Raw genomic sequence first — 18,085 nt, forward strand, 5'->3', positions numbered from 1 at the left:
GATCCGTGCCCAGCACCAACCTGCCACGATCTGACGCGACCTCACTAAACACCGGCTAAACATCGGAGCTCAGCGATTCCAGGATCGCCCTGACCTCGGCCGCACGTCGCGAGTTGACCTGCTCGTACAGCCGCAGCGCCTCGACGAGCTCGGCCGTCGCCGCCACCCGTTCGGCCCTGCGCACCAGCACACCGCCGAGCACGTGCCGCCCGAAAGCCTCGTACAGCGTCATTCCGCCCGCCGACGCCAGCTCGATGCCGGTGCGCGCGTACTCCTCGGCCTCGTCCAGCCGTCCCAGCTCGAGGTACAGCTCGGCGAGGTTGTCGATGCCGCACACGTACGACGCCTGGTCGCCGCTGCGGTGGTAGATCTCGACCGCCTGGAACTGGTGGCGCACAGCGGTTTCCTGCCGTCCCATGGCCTGCTCGACCTGCGCGACGTTGTTCAGCCCGTGCGCCTCGCCGACGAGGTCGCCCTCGCGTTTGGCCAGTTCGACGGACTCCCAGAAGTGCAGCAGCGCCTCGTCGTGGTGGCGCAGGCGGAACAGCACGTCCGCGAGCTGGGCGAGCGTCAGCACCAGGTACCGGCGCTCCCCCAGCTCGGTCGCGATCCGGTGCGCACGACGAGCGTCCGGCAGCAGGACGGGCCTGCCCATCCGCGCGTTCGTCGTGTACGCCGTGTCCAGCATCAGCACCTGGCCGAGGAGGCTCCCCGTCACCTCGGCCGACGCCGTGCCGAACCCGACGAGCGCGATCCACTCCCCGGTGAGCGCGCGCACGGTCGCGTAGTTGTGCACCAGCCGAACCAGCTGCCACACCTGGTCGTGCAGTCCCTCCTCGGCCGCCGCGTGCACGATCGCCACGAGGTTCGGCCACTCCTGGTCGAACCAGGTGAGCGCGCGTTTCGGCGTCGCCACCGACGGCAGCGCGGTGCACCCGTTGTCCCGCAACGCGAAGTCCAGCCCGTCGCGGGCCGGCCTGATCGCCGTGCGGACGTGGTCGCACGCCACGAGGTAGTAGTTCACCAGGCGGCGCAACGCCTGCGGGTCCGACGGCGTGATCCCGTTGACGTACAACCGGACCAGCTCGTGCATCGCGTAGCCGTCCGGCCACGGTTCGATCAGCAGGTTCACGTCGACGAGCTGCGATAATCGGCGCCGGGCCGAGTCGAGCGGGGTGCGGACGAGCGCGGCCACCGCGTGCGGCGACACCCACCGTCCTGGTGCGCGGCCCACCGTGCGGAACACCTCCCCGAGCTCCTCCGGCAGGCCGCGACAGGAGAGGTCGAGCGCACGCCGCACGCCGACCTCGGACTCGGGCAGCTCCAGCGAGCGGAGCCTGGTGCCGTCCTCGGCGAGCTCACCGATCAGGTCCTCGACCGTCCACTCAGGACTGATCACCAGCTTCGCCGCGGCCACCCTCAGCGCGAGCGGAAGACATCCGCACAGCTCGGCGAGCTTGCGGCTCGCCGCCGGATCATCCGCGGACAACGGCCTCCCCAGCACGTCGTCCACGAGCCGCACCGCGCTGTCCTCGTCGAGCACGCCGAGCCCGCGGATGCGGGCGCTGTTGCTGACGACCAGCCCTTCCAACCGGCGGCGCGAGGTGACCAGCACCAGCGAGCCGGATCCGGGCGGCAGCAACGCCTGGCACTGCTCCACGTTCACCGCGTCGTCCAGCACCACCAGCACCCGCCTGCGGGCGAGCAGCGAGCGGTACAGGCCGACCCGGTCCTCCTCCTGCACGGGCACGCCGTCGGCAGGAACCCCCAGTGCCACCAGGAACCTGGTGAGCACCTCCCCCGGTTCCGCCGAGCCGAGCTCCGCGTACAGCACTCCGTGCGGGAACTTCTCCGCGTGCTCGTGCCCCCACGTGATCGCGAGCGCGCTCTTGCCGACACCGGGCGGACCGGTGAGCACCGCGACCGTCGTCGCGGTCAGGTTCCTGCTGTCGCACAGGTCGTCGAGCCACCTGCCGTCCTCGCCGCGGCCGTACAGCCGGGACGCGGACGCGGGCAGCAGCGCCGGGACGACGATGCCCGCGCGCGGTGCGACGGTGCGCGTCTCGGCCGCGCCGATCACGCTCAGCGCCGGGTCGTCCTGGAGCACCTGCTTGTGCAGCATGCGCAGCTCGGGGCCGGGGTCGATGCCCAGCTCCTCGACGGCGCGGCGGTGGAACCGCTGGTAGGCCTCCAGCGCGTCGGCGCGCTGACCGGACCGGTAGAGCGCGCGCATGCTGTGCGCCACCATGCGTTCCCGGAACGGGTACTCGGTGCACAGCTGGCGCAGCTCGCCGACCAGCTCGAGGTGGCGGCCCAGCTCCAGCTCGGCGTCGATGCGCTCCTCGATCGCGGACAGCCGCAGCTCGTCGAGGTCGGTCGTGATCGGGTCGCCGGGCACGTCGGTGAGCACCGGGCCGCGCCACAGGCCGAGCGCCTCGCGCAGCAGCCCCGCCCGGATCGCGGCGGGCTTCCCCCGTGCCGACGCGACGAGCTGGCGGGCCCGGTGCTGGTCGAGCCGCCACGGGTCGACGGACAGCTCGTATCCCGGTGGCGTGGTGCGGATGGTCGCGGAGCCGGTCGGGTCGGCCTCCTCCAGCACCTTGCGCAGCTTGGACACGTAGCCGTGCACGATCGTCCGAGCGGTGGCGGGCGGGGCGTCGCCCCACAGCGAGTCCACGATGTCGTCGATCGCCACCGGCCGGTTGGCACCGACGACGAGCATCGCGAGCAGTCCGCGCATGCCCTTGCGGCCGAGCTGAATCGGACTGCCGTCGGCGAGGACCTGCAGGGGGCCCAGCACGCCGAACTCCAGACCGGTTTTGCTCCGCATGCTCCTCCCCACTCCGCGTTCTCGATCTCGTCAATTGGTCAGGTACGTGAACGGGTCTCGCAGATACACGTTCAGTTGAACTGGTCGGCGCGATAGTGTTCCCCCGTGCCGCGAGATCCCTCTTCCGTGGTTGATCGCGGCGCCGGGTGCCTCCTCGGCGGCGCGCTGGGTGATGCGCTCGGCGCCCCGGTGCAGTACCTCGGCTGGGCGGACATCCAGCGCGAACACGGCGCGCAGGGCGTGCTCTCGCCGCCGAAGCCCGCGCTGGTCACCGACGACACCCAGCTCACGCTGTTCACCGCCGACGGCTACCTGCGCGCGTGGGTGCGCGGGAAGCAGACCGGCGAGTGGGAGCCCGCCGAGACCGTGTGGCACAGCTACCGGCGCTGGCTGGTCACCCAGCAGCAGGACGCGCCCGAGCAGGGCGTGACCGGGCTGCTCGCCGACGAACGGCTCTACGAGAGCCGCTCGCCCGGCCTGACCTGCCTGCGCGCGCTCGCGGCCGAGACGCCGTCGACACCGCGGGCGCCGGCCAACGACTCGTCGGGCTGCAACGGCGTCACCAGGACGGCTCCGGCCGGGTTCGCGCCGAGCGCGGCGATCGCGTACGACCTGGGCTGCCGGTTCGCCGCGCTGACGCACGGCGGCACGGGCGGCTGGGTGTCCGGCGGTGCGCTGGCGCTGCTGGTGCACCTGCTTGCGGTGCGCGGACGCCCGTTGCGCGAGGCCGTCGACCAGGTCATCGGCCGGGTGCTGCGGGACGACACGTACACCGCGACCGTGCTGACGCGCGCCGTCGTGCTGGCGGAGGAGAAGCAGCCGGTGCGGGTCGACCGGCTCGGCAGCGGGTGGACCGGGCCGGAGGCGCTGGCCATCGCCGTCTACGTCGTGCTGTCGCACCCGAAGGCGGTGCAGTTCGTCGATGCGATGCGGGCCGCCGCGAACCACTCCGGCGGCAGCGACGCGACGGCCGCGCTGACCGGGAACATCCTGGGCGCGCTGCACGGAACCGAAGCGCTGCCGAGGGACTGGCTCAGCGGGCTGGAACTGGTGGACGTGCTCGACGACATGGGCCGCGACCTCGGCCGGTCCGCCGTCAACGCGCCGTTCGACGAGAACCGTTACGCGTAAAGGAAAACGACCCGCCGGAGCGCGCTCCCGATTGCGCTGCCCCCGACGGGTCGTTCCACACAGTGCACGGGTTGGTCAACAGCAGTCCGGAGTTCACCCCGAGCGCGAGCTTCGGCTTGCTCTTGATCAACGATCGTGCCAACGGAAGCCCCGAGCGTCCGTTGGGCGGGCATGTTAGCAGAGGTGTACCGGAAGTCCAGCAGTCTGGATCACACGTCGATCTTCGAGCACCGCGAAGACCTCGCAGTTCTCTTGCGCCGCAGCCCATTCCACGCCTTCGGCGCCCATCGCGAACGCCGCCGTCGCGGTCGAGTCAGCGGTGGTCAGGTCGGGGGCGCACACCGTCAGGCTGAGCAGTCCGGTCGCCGGCGCGCCGGTCCGGCCGTCGATGATGTGCTGGCCGCGTTCGTAGAAGGCCGACGTGGCAACGGATCCGTCACGCACCGCGAGCACGACGCAGAGCTTGTCCGCTTCCTCGGGGTGGCGAACACCGACGCGCCAAGGCTTTCCCGGTTCGGGCTCGCCGGACGCGAAGACGTCGCCGCCCGCGTTGAGGCAGAAGTTCCGCGCACCGCCGGCGAGCAGGACGTCACCGGCGCGTTCGACGGCCCACCCCTTCACGACGGCGCACGGGTCGAGCCCGCGACCGGGCAGGCGCACCTTGAACGCGCCGCCGGTCGCCTGCTCGTACCAGGCGCACAGGTCGAGCACCTCGACCAGATCCGGGGTGAGCTCCTGCGAAGTGAGCTCACCCCGATCCAGCCGGGACACCTCGCTGTCGGGTTTGAAGGGCGAGAACCGCGCATCCGCCTCACGCAGCCACTCGAACGCCTTCTCCGCCAGTTCGGCATCCCCGTCCCTGAGGTCCACCGAGATCGGCAGACCCATGATGTGCTCGACCCTGCGCATCACTACTGCACCCATTCCTACTGGGCTTGGTCGATGGCCGACTGCAGCGACTGCTGGTAGCCACCGCTGGTCGCGGTGGCGCCCGACACCGTGTCGATCTGCGCGCTCTGCGCCTTGAGCGCGGACGCCTTGAGCAGCGGCAACGCCTTGCGCGTCGGCGCCGTGTTCGGCGCCGTGACGACCGCGATGTCACTGATCTTGTTGCCCTGGAAGGTCACCTGGAGCTGAACGTCGCCCTCAGACGTCTTGATCAGCTTGCCCTTGATGACGCGGGCGGCGTTCTGCGCCTGCGTCTGGGCGGGGGTCTGCGCCTGGGTCTGGGTCTGACCAGGCACGATGGGCGCGGTCGAGGTGGCAGCGGGAGGGGTGCTCGCCGGCGGGGCGGCGACCTCGTTGATCGCCTCCTCCGCGCCGGGCTGGAACATCCACACGGGGACGAGCCCGGCCGCGGAGAGCAGGAGAACGGGTACAGCTCGCTTCATGTCCGGTCAGTCCTCTCAGCTCGCCATGGCGAAGCGCTCGGCGTGCACCTGGTTCTCGGGAACACCGATCTCCGCGAGCGAGGCCAGTACGGCGTCGGTCATCGGGGGCGGGCCGCAGACGAACACGTCGCGGTCCATCACGTCCGGCACGAGTGCGGCCAGGTTCTGCGCGCCCAGCAGCGGTCCGTTCGCGGTCAGCACCTTCGACGAGCCGGTGACCAGCTTCAGCACCGCGCCCTTGCGGTGCGCGATCTCCTGGAGCTCGCGCATCAGCACGGCCTCGTTCGGGTCGCTGACGCGGTAGAGCATCACGACGTGGCCCTGCATCTCCTCCAGCAGCGCGCGCACCGGCGTGATGCCGACACCACCGGCGACGAGCAGCGCGTTGGGCTTGGTCTGGTGCATCGCGGTGAAGGCGCCGTACGGGCCCTCGGCGAAGACGCGGGTGCCGACCTTGATGTCGCGGATGCCCGCACTGCCGTCGCCCAGCGCCTTCGCGGTGAGCCGCAGGTACTTGCCGTTCGGCGCCGCGGACAGCGAGAACGGGTTGGCCGACGAGATCCGGCCCTTGGCGATGAAGCGCCAGAGGAAGAACTGGCCGGCGCGGGCGGGCAGCTTGTCCAGGTCCTTGCCCTCGATGTACACGGAGACGACGTTGTCCGACTCCGGCACGACCGCCGCGACCCGGAACTGGTGCTTCCAGTTGCGGTACAGCGGCAGGCCCACGCGTCCGATGAGAACCGAGCCGAGCGCGAAGCCCCACAGGCCCCACCAGTACGCGGTGCCGAGCGCGGAGTTGCGGAACGAGCTGCCGACGACGATCTGGTGCAGGAACGCGAGGAAGATCGCGATGTAGGTGTACAGGTGGATGAAGTGCCAGGTCTCGTAGGCCAGCTTCCGGCGCGCGAAGCGGGCGGAGACGATGCCCACGGTCATGATGATCGCCCACGCGACCAGCGCGCGGAGGATGCCTTCGAGCTCGGTGGCCTGGCGGACCAGCTCGGCGACCGGGCCCTCGTCACCGGCGTTGCCGAAGATGATGAAGACGAGGTGGCCGATCAGCATCCAGAAGATCGTGAAGCCGACCCACCGGTGCCACGCGGTCAGCTTGTCCATGCCGAGCCTGCGGTCGAGCCAGGGCAGCCGCGCTACCAGGAGCAGCTGGAACGCCATCGCCAGCGCGCCGTACAGGCCCATCAGCCTGCCGAGCGCGATGAGCAGGTTCCCGCTCGGAACCATCAGGAACAGGGCGGTCACGATCAGGACGTTGAGACCGAGGACGGCGTACAGACCCGTCCTGGCCACCGCCTTGTGCTGAGAACCGCGCGCACCGGCTGGCGCCGGGCGCGCGGGGAGCTGCATGGTGGTCACGGCGGACTCCTAGTTCAGGTGGTCGTCTGGCTCCGAGCTTTGGCTGCCGACCTGTGGCCATGCTGTTGCCGGCCTGTCGACTTGCTGTCGATCGAGCGGGGTGCCCCCCAGGTGACGCACCATGAGCACGTGGACAAGGGGAACTCGGTTCGATTGCTCGTCGTCGATGACGAGCCTCACATCGCTGACCTGGTCGCGACGGTCGCGCGCTACGAGGGCTGGCAGGCCGCGACAGCGGGCAGCGGCGAGGAGGCGCTGCGCGAGGCCAGCGACTTCCAGCCGGACATCGTCGTGCTCGACCTGATGCTCCCCGACCTGGACGGGTTCACCGTCCTGGACCGGCTGCGGGCCGCGGGCGCGATGGTGCCGGTGGTGTTCCTGACCGCGCGCGACGGCACCGCGGACCGGGTGGCCGGGCTGACCCGTGGCGGCGACGACTACCTGGTCAAGCCGTTCTCGGTCGAGGAGCTGATGGCGCGGCTGCGCGCCGTCCTGCGCCGCTCGACGGGCCCGTCGTGGAAGCGCTCCGTGCTCAAGGTCGCGGACCTGGTGATGGACGAGGACACGCGTGAGGTGCGGCGCGGCGGCAAGCTCGTCACCCTGACGCCCACCGAGTACGAACTGCTCAGGTACCTCATGCGGCGCTCCCCCGCCGTGCTGACGAAGGCGCAGATCCTGGATCATGTCTGGGAGTACGACTTCGGAGGGCGGTCCAACGTGGTGGAGTTGGTGATCTCACACCTGCGCCGCAAGCTCGACGACGGCCGTGAGCCGCTGATCCACACCGTGCGCGGCGTCGGCTACGTGCTCAGGCGGGCCGCGGAGTGACCTCAGGCCGCCAACTGCGGCTGGGTACCCGGCTGGCTCTGGGGCTGGGCGCGCTCGCACTGGCGGTGTTCGCGATCGTCGGCACGGTCATGGTCACCAGCATGCGCACCTACCTCGACCACCGGCTGGACGAGCAGATGCGCCTGACCCAGCTGACGGCGTCGGACGACGTTCGCAGCTACGGCCAGGTCACCAAGAGCCCGCAGGGCTGGTACTCGGTCGTCTACTCGCTGTCCGGCGACCAGGTGACCAAGCGCGCGGGCGAGATCCCGCACGACATCCAGGAGCTGGACGCCGTCGCGCTGAAGTCCCGCAACGAGGACTACTACGAGACCGTCTACCTGCGCGGCGACGGCAAGTTCCGCGCCCGCGGCTGCCTCGTCGCCCCCGACCTGGTCCTGGTGTCGGCCGCCCCGGTCGGCGACGCGGACAGCACCGTCACGCAGCTCATCACGGTCGAGGTGATCGCCTTCCTCGCCGCGCTGATCACGCTGGTCGTCGGCGGCCAGGCCGTGCTGCGCCGGGGCCTGCGGCCGTTGAGCGACATCGCCGACACCGCGCACCACATCACGTCGCACGACCTCACCGACTCCGCGCGCCTGCCGGTCCGCGACGACAGCCGCGGCGGTGGCGTGGAGATCACCGAGCTGCGCACGGCGTTCAACACGATGCTCGAGCACATCGACTCGTCGCTGGCCGCCCGCGCCATGGCCGAGCAGCGGTTGCGCCGCTTCATCGCCGACGCGTCGCACGAGCTGCGCACGCCGCTGACGTCGTTGCGCGGCTACGCGGACCTGTTCCGGTACGCGGCGGCCAACGAGCCCGCCGAGCGGGAACGGCACCTGGAGAAGCTGCGGTCCGAGGCCGCGCGGATGAGCGTGCTGCTGGACGACCTGCTGCTGCTGGCCAGGCTGGACTCCGCCGAGTCCGAGCCGCCGCTGCGGCTGGAGGAGGTCGACATGGCCGTCGTCGTCGAGGCCGCCGCCGACGCGTTCCGCACCGCTCACCCCGGCAACCCGGTGACCGTCGACGCCGACACGGCGCTGCTGCGCGCCGACCCGACCCGCTTGCGGCAGGTGCTGGACAACCTGCTGACCAACATCGCCGTGCACACGCCCGCCGGGACGTCCGTCGTGCTGGCGGTGTCCAACTCGGCGTCCGAGGTGATCGTGCGCGTCACCGACTCCGGGCTGGGCATTCCGCGCGAGGACCAGACCAAGATCTTCGACCGGTTCTACCGGGTCGACGACTCCCGCACGCGCCAGCGCGGCGGTTCCGGCCTGGGCCTCGCGGTCGTGCAGTCGCTGGTGCACGCGCACGGCGGATCGATCGAGCTGACCAGTGTTCCGGGGAACACCACCTTCACGATCCGCCTGCCACGTCGCATCCTCTGACGCGCTACTCGGCGTTCGAGGACGTCGCCCAGAGGTCGATGCCCGACTCGACGGCGTACTTGTCGATCTCCGCGATCTCGTCGCCGGTCAGCGGCGGGGCGTCCAGCGCGGCGATGTTCTGCTCCAGCTGCCCCACCGAGGACGCGCCGATCAACGCGGACGTGACGCGCGGGTCCCTGATCGTCCACGTGAGAGCGAGCTGCGCCAGCGACTGCCCGCGCGACTTCGCGATCTCGTTCAGCGACCGGATCCGCGCGAGGTTCTCGTCGGACAGCAGGTCCGGCGAGAGCGACTTGTTCTGCGCCGCGCGGGAGTCGGCCGGAATGCCGTTGAGGTACCTGTCGGTCAGCATCCCCTGCGCCAGCGGGGAGAACGCGATGCAGCCCGCGCCGACCTCTTCGAGCGCGTCCAGCAGATCGGGCTCGATCCACCGGTTCAGCATCGAGTAGGACGGCTGGTGGATCAGCAGCGGCACACCGGCCGACCGCAGGAGTTCGGCCGCCTCGCGGGTCTTGGCCGCCGAGTACGACGAGATGCCGACGTACAGCGCCTTCCCCTGGTGCACCGCGGACACGAGCGCGCCGACCGTCTCCTCGAGCGGCGTCTCGGGGTCGAAGCGGTGCGAGTAGAAGATGTCGACGTAGTCCAGGCCCATCCGGTTCAGCGACTGGTCGAGCGACGCCAGCAGGTACTTGCGCGACCCCCACTCGCCGTACGGGCCGGGCCACATGTCGTACCCCGCCTTGGTGGAGATCACCAGCTCGTCGCGGTACTTGCCCAGGTCGTCGCGCAGGATCTGCCCGAACGTCACCTCGGCCGAGCCGTACGGCGGGCCGTAGTTGTTGGCGAGGTCGAAGTGCGTGACGCCGAGGTCGAACGCCCGGCGCGCGATGCCGCGACCCAGCTCGTACGGCCGGTCGCCGCCGAAGTTGTGCCACAGGCCGAGCGAGATCGCCGGCAGCTTGAGGCCGCTCCGGCCGGTGCGCCGGTACGTCATCTGGTCGTAGCGACCGCTATCCGCGAGGTAGGACATGGTGACCACGATGTCATGTCCTAATGAGATGGTCGCCGGACAACACTCGGAGTCGTGGCGCCGACGCGGGCACGACATCCCCTGGCGCGCACCACCCAAATGCGAGTTCGCCTCGGCACGAAGGTCCGCCTGTGCACGGCGGGCGGCCGAGTGATCCAGATCTCGGGACCGCCGTTCGCCCCGCCGTCGGTCGCGGGCTCGCACGCAAGACGTGACCAGCGGTCACGTCCTAATGAGACAAGGGCCCGCCCACCTGGGCGAACCCTTGTCCTGAGAGAGCCGGCAAGGGGAATCGAACCCCTAACCTTTCGCTTACAAGGCGAGTGCTCTGCCAATTGAGCTATGCCGGCCTGGCCCGTTGGCCGGAGACATCGTAAGCGCCCGATGCGGGTGCTACCTGCGACGAATGGTCTGCTCTCAGTGTGATCGGATTGCTCCGGAAGGAGTCGCACCAACCGACTGAGTGGATCAATCTGTGTCACAGGGGCCTCTGACCAGGTCAGGAGCGTAACCAACAGACAGTGATCATGTCGCCCTTTTCGGGTACCCCGTTCGGAGGTGGCAGACGCCACAGCAACAGTCGGGCGGAGTAACACGATCACCCTAGGGAGGTGTCCTGAATTTCCACGAACAGCCTGCACGGCCCGGCTCTGCCCGATGATTCCACCGTCCACCTCGTACTCGACTTGGCACTGCGAGTAGGCGAGGTGCAGATGTCCAGCGGCGCCGGAGCCGCCGACGTCACCGCCACGATTCTCGCCGTCACGACCGCGTATGGGCTTCCCCACACCGAGGTCGACGTGATCTACACCTCGATCAGCGTCTCGTGCCACCGGGGCACCGACCACGCGCCGATCACCTCGTTGCGCGTCGTGCGCGCCCGCAGCCTGGACTACACGCGGCTCGCCGACGCCGAGCAGCTGGTGCGGACGATCACCGCAGGCGAGATCAGCGCCGAGGACGCCTACGGCGAGCTGGACCGGATCACCAGCGCCTCGCACCCGTACCCGCGCTGGGTCGCCACGGCGGCGTGGGCGGGCATGGCGGCGGCGGTGGCGTTCCTCATCGGCGGCGGGCTGCTGCTCGCGCTCACCGCGGCCGTGGTCACCGCGCTGATCGACCGGGTCGGCCGGGTGCTCAACCGGCGCGCGCTGCCCTTCTTCTTCCAGCAGCTGGTCGGTGGCGCGCTCGCGGCGGGAACGGCGCTCGCCGTGTGGGCCACCGGACTGCTGCCGAGCGTGCGGCCGAGCCTGCTGGTGGCCGTCGGCATCGTCGTGCTGCTGAGCGGTCTGGCGCTGGTCAGCACCGTGCAGGACGCGATCAGCGGCTACAACGTCACGGCCGCCGGGCGCACCGTCGAGACCGTGCTGCTCAGCGCCGGGCTCATCGCGGGCGTCGCGCTGGCGCTGCGGACGGCCGTCCACTTCGGACTGCCCATCGCGCTGACGGACCCGCTGCCGCCGCTGATCTCCGCGGTGCCGCTGCAGTTCGCGGCGGGTGCGGCGACCTCGGGGTTCTTCGCGCTCGCCTGCTACGCCCAGCCCCGCGCGCTGCTCGTCGCGGCGGGCGCGGGCGCGGTCGGCACCGGCACGTACGGCCTGGTCACGTCGGCGGGGCTGGACGTGCTGCTCAGCAGCGCGGTCGCCGCGACGGTGGTCGGCTTCGGCGGCGCCACGATGTCGCGGCGGCTCAAGGTCCCGACGCTCGTCGTTGCCGTGTCCGGCATGGTGCCGCTGCTGCCCGGCTGGACGACCTACCGCGGCCTGTTCCAGCTCACCGCCGAGAACGACCCGGCCGGGCTGTCGACGCTGGTGTTCGCGAGCGGCATCGCGATGGCGCTGGCGGGCGGCGTGGTGTTCGGCGAGTACCTGGCGCAGCCGGTGCGCACCGGGCTCGGCAGGCTCGAGCGCAAGTTCGCTGGTCCGCGCATGTCCGGGCCGCTGCGGCCCACCAAGCGTCGTTTGGAGTGAACTGTTGTGACAGGGACAACATCACGACACGCCCTGGTCACGCACCCGCACTAGCCTCGGTCACGTGAGCATCGACATTGGCGAGAACGGGGCGGAGTTCGTAGTCGTGGCCAACCGGCTGCCGGTTGACCTGGAACGCCTGCCTGACGGCACAGAACGCTGGAAGCACAGTCCAGGAGGGCTGGTCAGCGCGCTGGAACCGTTCTTGCGCTCGCACAGCGGTGCCTGGGTCGGCTGGCCCGGCGTCTCGGACACCGACGTCCCGCCGTTCGAGGACGACGGCCTGCTGCTGCACCCGGTGATGCTGACCGGCGAGGAGGTCCGCGACTACTACGAGGGCTTCTCCAACGGCACGCTCTGGCCGCTCTACCACGACGTCGTCGCGCAGCCCGCGTTCCACCGGCGGTGGTGGAACTCCTACCGCACGGTCAACCAGCGCTTCGCCGACGCGACCGCGAAGGTCGCGGCACAGGGCGCGACGGTGTGGGTGCAGGACTACCAGCTGCAGCTCGTCCCGGCGATGCTCCGCGAGCAGCGCCCCGACCTGCGGATCGGTTTCTTCCTGCACATCCCGTTCCCGCCGGTCGAGCTGTTCATGCAGCTGCCGTGGCGCACCGAGATCATCCGCGGCCTCCTGGGTGCCGACCTGGTCGGCTTCCACCGGCCCGGCGGCGCGCAGAACTTCCTCTGGCTGGCCCGCAGGCTCGTCGGGCTGGAGCCCAGCCGCGGTTCCGTCGGCGTGCGCACGCGGCCCGGTGTCGTGCAGGTCGGCGACCGCACGGTGCGCGTCGGCGCGTTCCCGATCTCGATCGACTCGGCCGGTCTGGACGCGGTCGCGAGGCGCAAGGAAGTCCAGCAGCGCGCCAAACAAATCCGGGCAGACTTGGGAAATCCGAAGAAGATCCTGCTCGGCGTGGACCGGCTGGACTACACGAAGGGCATCGACGTCCGGCTCCGCGCGCTGTACGAGCTGGTCCGCGACCAGCGGATCGACCCGGAGGACGTGGCGATGGTGCAGCTGGCGACACCGAGTCGCGAACGCGTCGACCACTACAAGGCCATGCGCGAGGACATCGAGCGGTCCGTCGGCCGGATCAACGGCGAGTTCGGCCGGGTCGGCAGGCCGGTCGTGCACTACCTGCACCAGTCGGTGGACCGCGAGGAGCTCGTCGCGTTCATGAGCGCGGCGGACGTCATGGTCGTCACCCCGGTCAGGGACGGGATGAACCTGGTCTGCAAGGAGTACGTCGCCTGCCGATATGATCTTGGTGGAGCACTGGTCCTCAGCGAGTTCGCCGGTGCCGCAGCAGAACTGACCAGCGCGTTCCTGGTGAACCCCCACGATCTGGACGGTGTCAAGAACGCTCTGCAGGCAGCCCTCGACATCGATCCGGCTGAGGGCCGCCGTAGGATGCGCGCTCTGCGACGCCAAGTCCTGACCCACGACGTTGACCGCTGGGCGAGGTCTTTCCTCGAGGCACTGGGCACGCAGACTTCCGTCTGAAACAGTTCAGAAAACCCCTTGTCCCATCGAGTGCTTGAGGAGGGGCGTTGACCGCCGAGGCCCTCCCCGCCGACCTGCGCCGAGCCATCGTCCAGCTGGCCCGGACGCCACGACTGCTCGTGGCCTGCGACTACGACGGGACACTCGCACCGATCGTCGAAGACCCGGAGCAGGCACGCCCGCTCCCGGAGTCCGTCGGTGCGCTGCGTTCACTAGCGGGCCTGCACGAGACGACCAGCGCGGTGATCTCCGGTCGCGCGCTGCGCGATCTCGCCACGCTGTCCCGCCTGCCCGGCGAGGTCCACCTCGTCGGCTCCCACGGTTCCGAGTTCGACGTCGGCTTCGTGCACGCGATCGACGCGAACGCGAAGTCGCTGCACCGCCGCATCGAAGCCGAGCTGGAGCAGATCGTCGACGGGCACGAAGGCGTGCACCTCGAGGTGAAGCCGGCCAGCGTCGCCGTGCACGTCCGCCGCGCCACGCCCGAGGTGGGCGCGGTCGTGCTCGACCAGGTGCGTTCCGGCCCGTGCACGTGGGACGGCGTCCAGGTCACCGAGGGCAAGGCCGTCGTCGAGCTGGCCGTCATCCAGACCGACAAGGGCCACGCGCTCGACGTGCTGCGCCACCAGGCGGGCGCGACCGCCGCCGTGTTCCTCGGCGACGACGTGACCGACGAGAAGGCGTTCGCCCGCCTCACCGGACCGGACGTGGGCATCCGCGTCGGCGAGGGCGAGTCGCTGGCGGAGTACACCGTCGCGGACACCACCGACGTCGCGACCGTGCTCGCGTTCCTGCTGGAAGAGCGCAGGAACTGGCTGCACGGCGACCAGGCCGTCCCGATCGAGCGGCTGACCATGCTCGCCAACGAGCGCTCGGTCGGCCTCGTCACGCCGGACGCCAAGATCAACTGGTTGTGCCACCCGGAGCCGGACTCGGCGGCGATCTTCGCCGACCTGCTCGGCGGCCCGGCGGCCGGCCACTTCTCGATCAAGCCGGAGCACGGTTCGCTGCCGCTGGGCCAGCGCTACCTGCCGGGCACGATGATCGTCGAGACTCGCTGGTCCCGGCTGCTCGTCACGGACTACCTGGAGCACGACCTCGCGTCGCACCGCACGGACCTGGTGCGCCGCATCAGCGGCTCCACGAACGCCGTGATCACGTTCGCGCCGCGTCCCGAGTTCGGCCAGGTGCCGGTCCGGCTGCTGCGCGAACGCGACGGCCTGCGCGTCGTCGGCACCTCGGACCCGATGGTGCTGCGCTCCACCGGCGTCGACTGGGAGATCACCTCGGACGGCGTGCAGGAGACCGCACGCGCCATCGTGCGTCCGCGCGAGGGCGCTCCGGTGCTGCTGGAGCTGCGCTGCGGCACGGACGACCTGTCCGAGCACCCGATCGCCGAGCCGTCGCGCCGCGAGCGCGCCGGTGCGTACTGGTCGGAGTGGGCGGACACGCTGGAGCTGCCGCCGCTCGAGACGGACCTGGTGCGCCGCTCGGCGTTGACGCTGCGCGGCCTGGTGCACAAGGACTCCGGCTCCATCATGGCGGCGGCCACCACGTCGCTGCCCGAGGAGCTCGGCGGCATCCGCAACTGGGACTACCGCTACTGCTGGCTGCGCGACGGTGCTTTGACCGCGCAGGCACTGGTCTCGGTGGGCTCGTTCGCCGAGGCCGAGGCGTTCCTCGGCTGGATCCACGGCGTGCTGGCCACACTGCCGGGCCCGGAGCGCCTGCACCCGCTGTACACGTTGCACGGCACCATGCTCGGCGCCGAGGCCGTGATCGACACGCTGCCCGGCTACGCGGGCTCCCGTCCCGTGCGCGTCGGCAACCTCGCGAACCAGCAGGTGCAGCTCGACGTGTTCGGCCCGGTCGTCGACCTGGTCGTGTCGCTGGCGAACGCCCGCGGGTCGTTGACCGACGCGGACTGGACGATGGTCCAGGCGATGGCCGAGGCCGTCGCGCGCCGCTGGCACGAGCCGGACCACGGCATCTGGGAAGAGCGCCACGCCCCGCGCCACCACGTGTACTCCAAGGTCATGTGCTGGGTGACGATCGACCGCGCGATCAAGCTGGGCAAGCAGTTCGGCCGCGCGCTCGACCCGTCCTGGGAGCCGTTGCGCGAGACCATCGGCACCGACGTGCTGAAGAACGGGTGGAGCGACGAGGTCCAGTCGTTCACCACGGCCTACGACGGTGACGACCTCGACGCCGCGTCGTTGTTCGTGGGGCTGGCCGGGATGATCGACCCGGCCGACGAGCGGTTCCAGTCCACGGTCACGGCCATCGAGGCCGAGCTGCGGTCCGGGTCCACCGTGTACCGGTACCGGCGCGACGACGGTCTTCCCGGCGACGAGGGCGGTTTCCACCTCTGCGCCGCCTGGATGATCGAGGCCTACCTGCTCACCGGCCGTCGCACCGAGGCCGAGGAGCTGTTCGCGCAGATGGTCGACGCCGCCGGACCCACGGGCCTGTTGCCAGAGGAGTACGACCCGGTGGCGGAGCGGTCGCTCGGCAACCACCCGCAGGCGTACTCGCACCTGGGCCTGATCCGCTGCGCCCAGCTGCTGTCGCAGTCGTAGCCGGTTGGGGCTGCTCCGGCAGCCCCAACCACGCACGACCAGTTGACACGGTGGCGCCACCCGTCCGGGCTATCGACAGCTACCCCGTTTGACCCCAAAGATCATCCGCATGAAGCGCATGATCACCACGACCGCACTGGCACTGGGCGCACTCGCGTTCGCCGCACCCGTCGCCAACGCGGGCGAGCCCGTCCTCAGCGGCCACGAGAGCGTCAACGTGCCCGGCGGCGCCGGCCACATCGACCTGCACTGGACCGTCATGAACGGCTCGACGTTCGACAACACCATCTCCGGCGACGTCGCGGGCTTCCCCGTCGACAACAACATCAACGTCCCCTGATCTAGAGCCAACCGTTGTCGTGGGCGACCCGAAACGCCTCGACACGACCCGCGACGCCCAGCTTGGTCACCGCGGCGGACAGGTGGTTGCGCACCGTCCCCGCGGACAAGCTGGTGCGTTGCGCGATGAGGGCGACCGGGGTGTCGAACTCCGCCAGCCGCAACACCTCCAGCTCCCGCTGCGTCAGCGGGCAGGGCGGTGCCGTCAACGCGTCGGCGGCCAGCGCGGGGTCGACGTACCGGCTGCCACCGTGGACGCGCCGGATCACGTCGGCCAGCGTCCCGCCGGGCGAGCCCTTCGGCAGGAAACCCTTGGCACCGGCCACGAGCGCCTGCTGCAGGTGCGGCGGCCGTCCGCGCCCGGTCAGGATCACCACCGCGCACGACGGCAGCACGCTCGTCAGCTCGGCGGTGACCTCCAGGCCGTCCAGCTCGGGCATCTGCAGATCCACCACGGCGACATCGGGCCGATGGGCCAGCGCGAGATCGACCGCGGCCCGCCCGTCAGCGGCGCGCGCCACCACGGAGAGGTCCGGCTCCAGCTCCAGCAACGCGGCCAGCGCGTCGCGGATGAGCTCCTCGTCGTCGGCGAGCAGGACGCGGATCACGGCGCCGGGACCACGACGTCGAGGATGAACACGCCATCCCGCGAGGAGGTGCGCACCGTGCCACCCACGGCGGCCAGACGTTCCGAAGTGCCGCGCAGGCCGAAGCTCAGACGATCACCGACGGGGGTGCCCGCGCCGTCGTTCGCGATGGTCATGCGCGTCTCCTCCGCGTCGTGGCTGACGTCGATCGTGCACCACGCGGCCGCGCTGTGGCGCAGCACGTTGGTGCAGCCCTCGCGCAACGCCAGCGCGAGCTGAGTGGCCACCTCGCCGGAGATCTCCGCGGGCGAACCACTCGTCGTGCACCGGATCCCCGCGTCGCGCAGCACGTTCTCCACCGCCACCAGCTGATCACCGAGGTCGACCGCGCGGTACCCGTGCACGGCCTCGCGGACCTCGGTCAGCGCCGACGAGGCCAGGCTCCGCACCTCCGCCGCCTCGGCCGCCGACCGCGCCGGGTCGACGCCGCTCAACCGCGATGCGAGCTCCGCCTTCAGCGCGATCACGGCCAGCCGGTGGCCGAGCAGGTCGTGCACGTCGCGAGCGAACCGCAGCCGTTCCTCGGACACCGCGAGCCTGGCCACCGCTTCACGTCCCGCCCGTGCGTCGAGCAGGAGGTGCCACAGCCGGAACGGCAGCACGGTCGTCGCGATGACCGAGGCCGCGATCGAGGCCGCGATCACGCCGTGGGTGAGCGGCGAGCCACCTGCGACCGCACCCACCCCGACCGCGACGACCACCGTCGAAGCAGCGGCCACCCAGCGCCAGACCCCGTTGAGCAGCAACGGCACGAAGCCCGCGGTCGCGCCGCCGATCCAGGCCCAGGTGTAGCGGTCGTCCGGGCCCGCGGGCGCGACCAGGAAGATCGACAGCACCGTCGCGGCCGCGAAACCCCAGCCGAGCAGCCGCCGGTGCCGCTCGGACACCGACGGCGTCGCGGCCGCGTGGAGAGCCGAGGCGTGCGCGACGGTCAGCAGCAGCACGCCCGCCACACCGAGCCATCGCCACACGGGGCTGGGCTCGCCGAGCACCGAGATCACCGGCACGACCAGGCAGCCGAGCCACATCACGCCGACCGCGGCCAGGATCGCCCTGCGCTCCACCGCC

The 18,085-nt window shown here is 70.7% G+C and carries 14 protein-coding genes and 1 tRNA gene; 7 read left to right on the forward strand and 8 right to left on the reverse strand.

Features of this window, described 5'->3' with window-relative positions:
- Nucleotides 1-55: 55 nt before the first annotated feature.
- Nucleotides 56-2,830 (reverse strand): AfsR/SARP family transcriptional regulator, encoded by a 2,775-nt coding sequence (locus FKR81_RS15985; protein ID WP_146352687.1) that lies wholly within the window; start codon nt 2,828-2,830, stop codon nt 56-58.
- Between the two features lie 126 nt (nt 2,831-2,956).
- On the opposite strand from FKR81_RS15985, the gene FKR81_RS15990 reads away from it, so the two are divergent.
- On the forward strand, nt 2,957-3,961 hold the full coding sequence (locus FKR81_RS15990) for an ADP-ribosylglycohydrolase family protein (protein ID WP_235921575.1): 1,005 nt from the start codon (nt 2,957-2,959) through the stop codon (nt 3,959-3,961).
- Between the two features lie 174 nt (nt 3,962-4,135).
- Here FKR81_RS15990 and FKR81_RS15995 read toward each other — a convergent pair whose 3' ends face one another.
- The 3 genes from FKR81_RS15995 to FKR81_RS16005 are packed head-to-tail and all read right to left on the reverse strand — an operon-like array spanning nt 4,136 to nt 6,723.
- Nucleotides 4,136-4,870: an FAD:protein FMN transferase gene (locus tag FKR81_RS15995; protein ID WP_146352691.1), complete on the reverse strand. Its 735-nt coding sequence runs from the start codon at nt 4,868-4,870 to the stop codon at nt 4,136-4,138.
- A 17-nt stretch (nt 4,871-4,887) separates the two neighbouring features.
- Complete coding sequence (locus FKR81_RS16000) at nt 4,888-5,352, reverse strand: FMN-binding protein (protein ID WP_146352693.1); 465 nt, start codon at nt 5,350-5,352, stop codon at nt 4,888-4,890.
- Nucleotides 5,353-5,367: 15 nt separating this feature from the next.
- Nucleotides 5,368-6,723, reverse strand: coding sequence for a ferredoxin reductase family protein (locus tag FKR81_RS16005; protein WP_146352695.1), 1,356 nt, complete (start codon nt 6,721-6,723; stop codon nt 5,368-5,370).
- A gap of 129 nt (nt 6,724-6,852) precedes the next feature.
- Between FKR81_RS16005 and FKR81_RS16010 the strand changes: the two genes are divergently transcribed.
- Both FKR81_RS16010 and FKR81_RS16015 read left to right on the forward strand, forming a co-directional pair.
- Complete coding sequence (locus FKR81_RS16010) at nt 6,853-7,551, forward strand: response regulator transcription factor (RefSeq protein WP_146352697.1); 699 nt, start codon at nt 6,853-6,855, stop codon at nt 7,549-7,551.
- The gene (locus tag FKR81_RS16015) at nt 7,548-8,945 is read left to right on the forward strand and encodes a sensor histidine kinase (RefSeq protein ID WP_235921576.1); all 1,398 of its coding nucleotides are present in this window, start codon (nt 7,548-7,550) and stop codon (nt 8,943-8,945) included. Before FKR81_RS16010 ends, FKR81_RS16015 begins: the two co-directional genes overlap by 4 nt.
- 4 nt (nt 8,946-8,949) lie before the next feature.
- Here the strand turns inward: FKR81_RS16015 and mgrA are convergent, their stop codons facing one another.
- On the reverse strand, nt 8,950-9,978 hold the full coding sequence (gene mgrA / locus FKR81_RS16020) for an L-glyceraldehyde 3-phosphate reductase (RefSeq protein ID WP_146352699.1): 1,029 nt from the start codon (nt 9,976-9,978) through the stop codon (nt 8,950-8,952).
- 277 nt (nt 9,979-10,255) lie between these two features.
- Nucleotides 10,256-10,328: transfer RNA gene (locus tag FKR81_RS16025), tRNA-Thr, on the reverse strand.
- A 270-nt stretch (nt 10,329-10,598) separates the two neighbouring features.
- Between FKR81_RS16025 and FKR81_RS16030 the strand changes: the two genes are divergently transcribed.
- The 4 genes from FKR81_RS16030 to FKR81_RS16045 all read left to right on the forward strand — a co-directional run bounded on the left by FKR81_RS16030 (nt 10,599) and on the right by FKR81_RS16045 (nt 16,371).
- Nucleotides 10,599-11,948: a threonine/serine exporter family protein gene (locus FKR81_RS16030; protein ID WP_235921594.1), complete on the forward strand. Its 1,350-nt coding sequence runs from the start codon at nt 10,599-10,601 to the stop codon at nt 11,946-11,948.
- Nucleotides 11,949-12,018: 70 nt separating this feature from the next.
- Entirely contained in the window at nt 12,019-13,452 is a 1,434-nt protein-coding gene (locus FKR81_RS16035) for an alpha,alpha-trehalose-phosphate synthase (UDP-forming) (protein WP_146353054.1), read from the forward strand.
- A 47-nt stretch (nt 13,453-13,499) separates the two neighbouring features.
- Nucleotides 13,500-16,031: a trehalose-phosphatase gene (gene otsB / locus FKR81_RS16040; RefSeq protein WP_146352701.1), complete on the forward strand. Its 2,532-nt coding sequence runs from the start codon at nt 13,500-13,502 to the stop codon at nt 16,029-16,031.
- A 109-nt stretch (nt 16,032-16,140) separates the two neighbouring features.
- A complete protein-coding gene (locus FKR81_RS16045; protein WP_146352703.1) occupies nt 16,141-16,371 on the forward strand; it encodes a hypothetical protein in 231 nt (76 codons plus the stop codon).
- Between the two features lies 1 nt (nt 16,372).
- Here the strand turns inward: FKR81_RS16045 and FKR81_RS16050 are convergent, their stop codons facing one another.
- A complete protein-coding gene (locus FKR81_RS16050; protein ID WP_146352705.1) occupies nt 16,373-16,978 on the reverse strand; it encodes a response regulator transcription factor in 606 nt (201 codons plus the stop codon).
- Complete coding sequence (locus FKR81_RS16055) at nt 16,975-18,081, reverse strand: sensor histidine kinase (protein WP_222598284.1); 1,107 nt, start codon at nt 18,079-18,081, stop codon at nt 16,975-16,977. The genes FKR81_RS16050 and FKR81_RS16055 overlap by 4 nt, the downstream gene beginning before the upstream one ends.
- Between the last annotated feature and the right edge of the window lie 4 nt (nt 18,082-18,085).

It is taken from the genome of Lentzea tibetensis, assembly GCF_007845675.1.
Lineage (GTDB): Bacteria > Actinomycetota > Actinomycetes > Mycobacteriales > Pseudonocardiaceae > Lentzea > Lentzea tibetensis.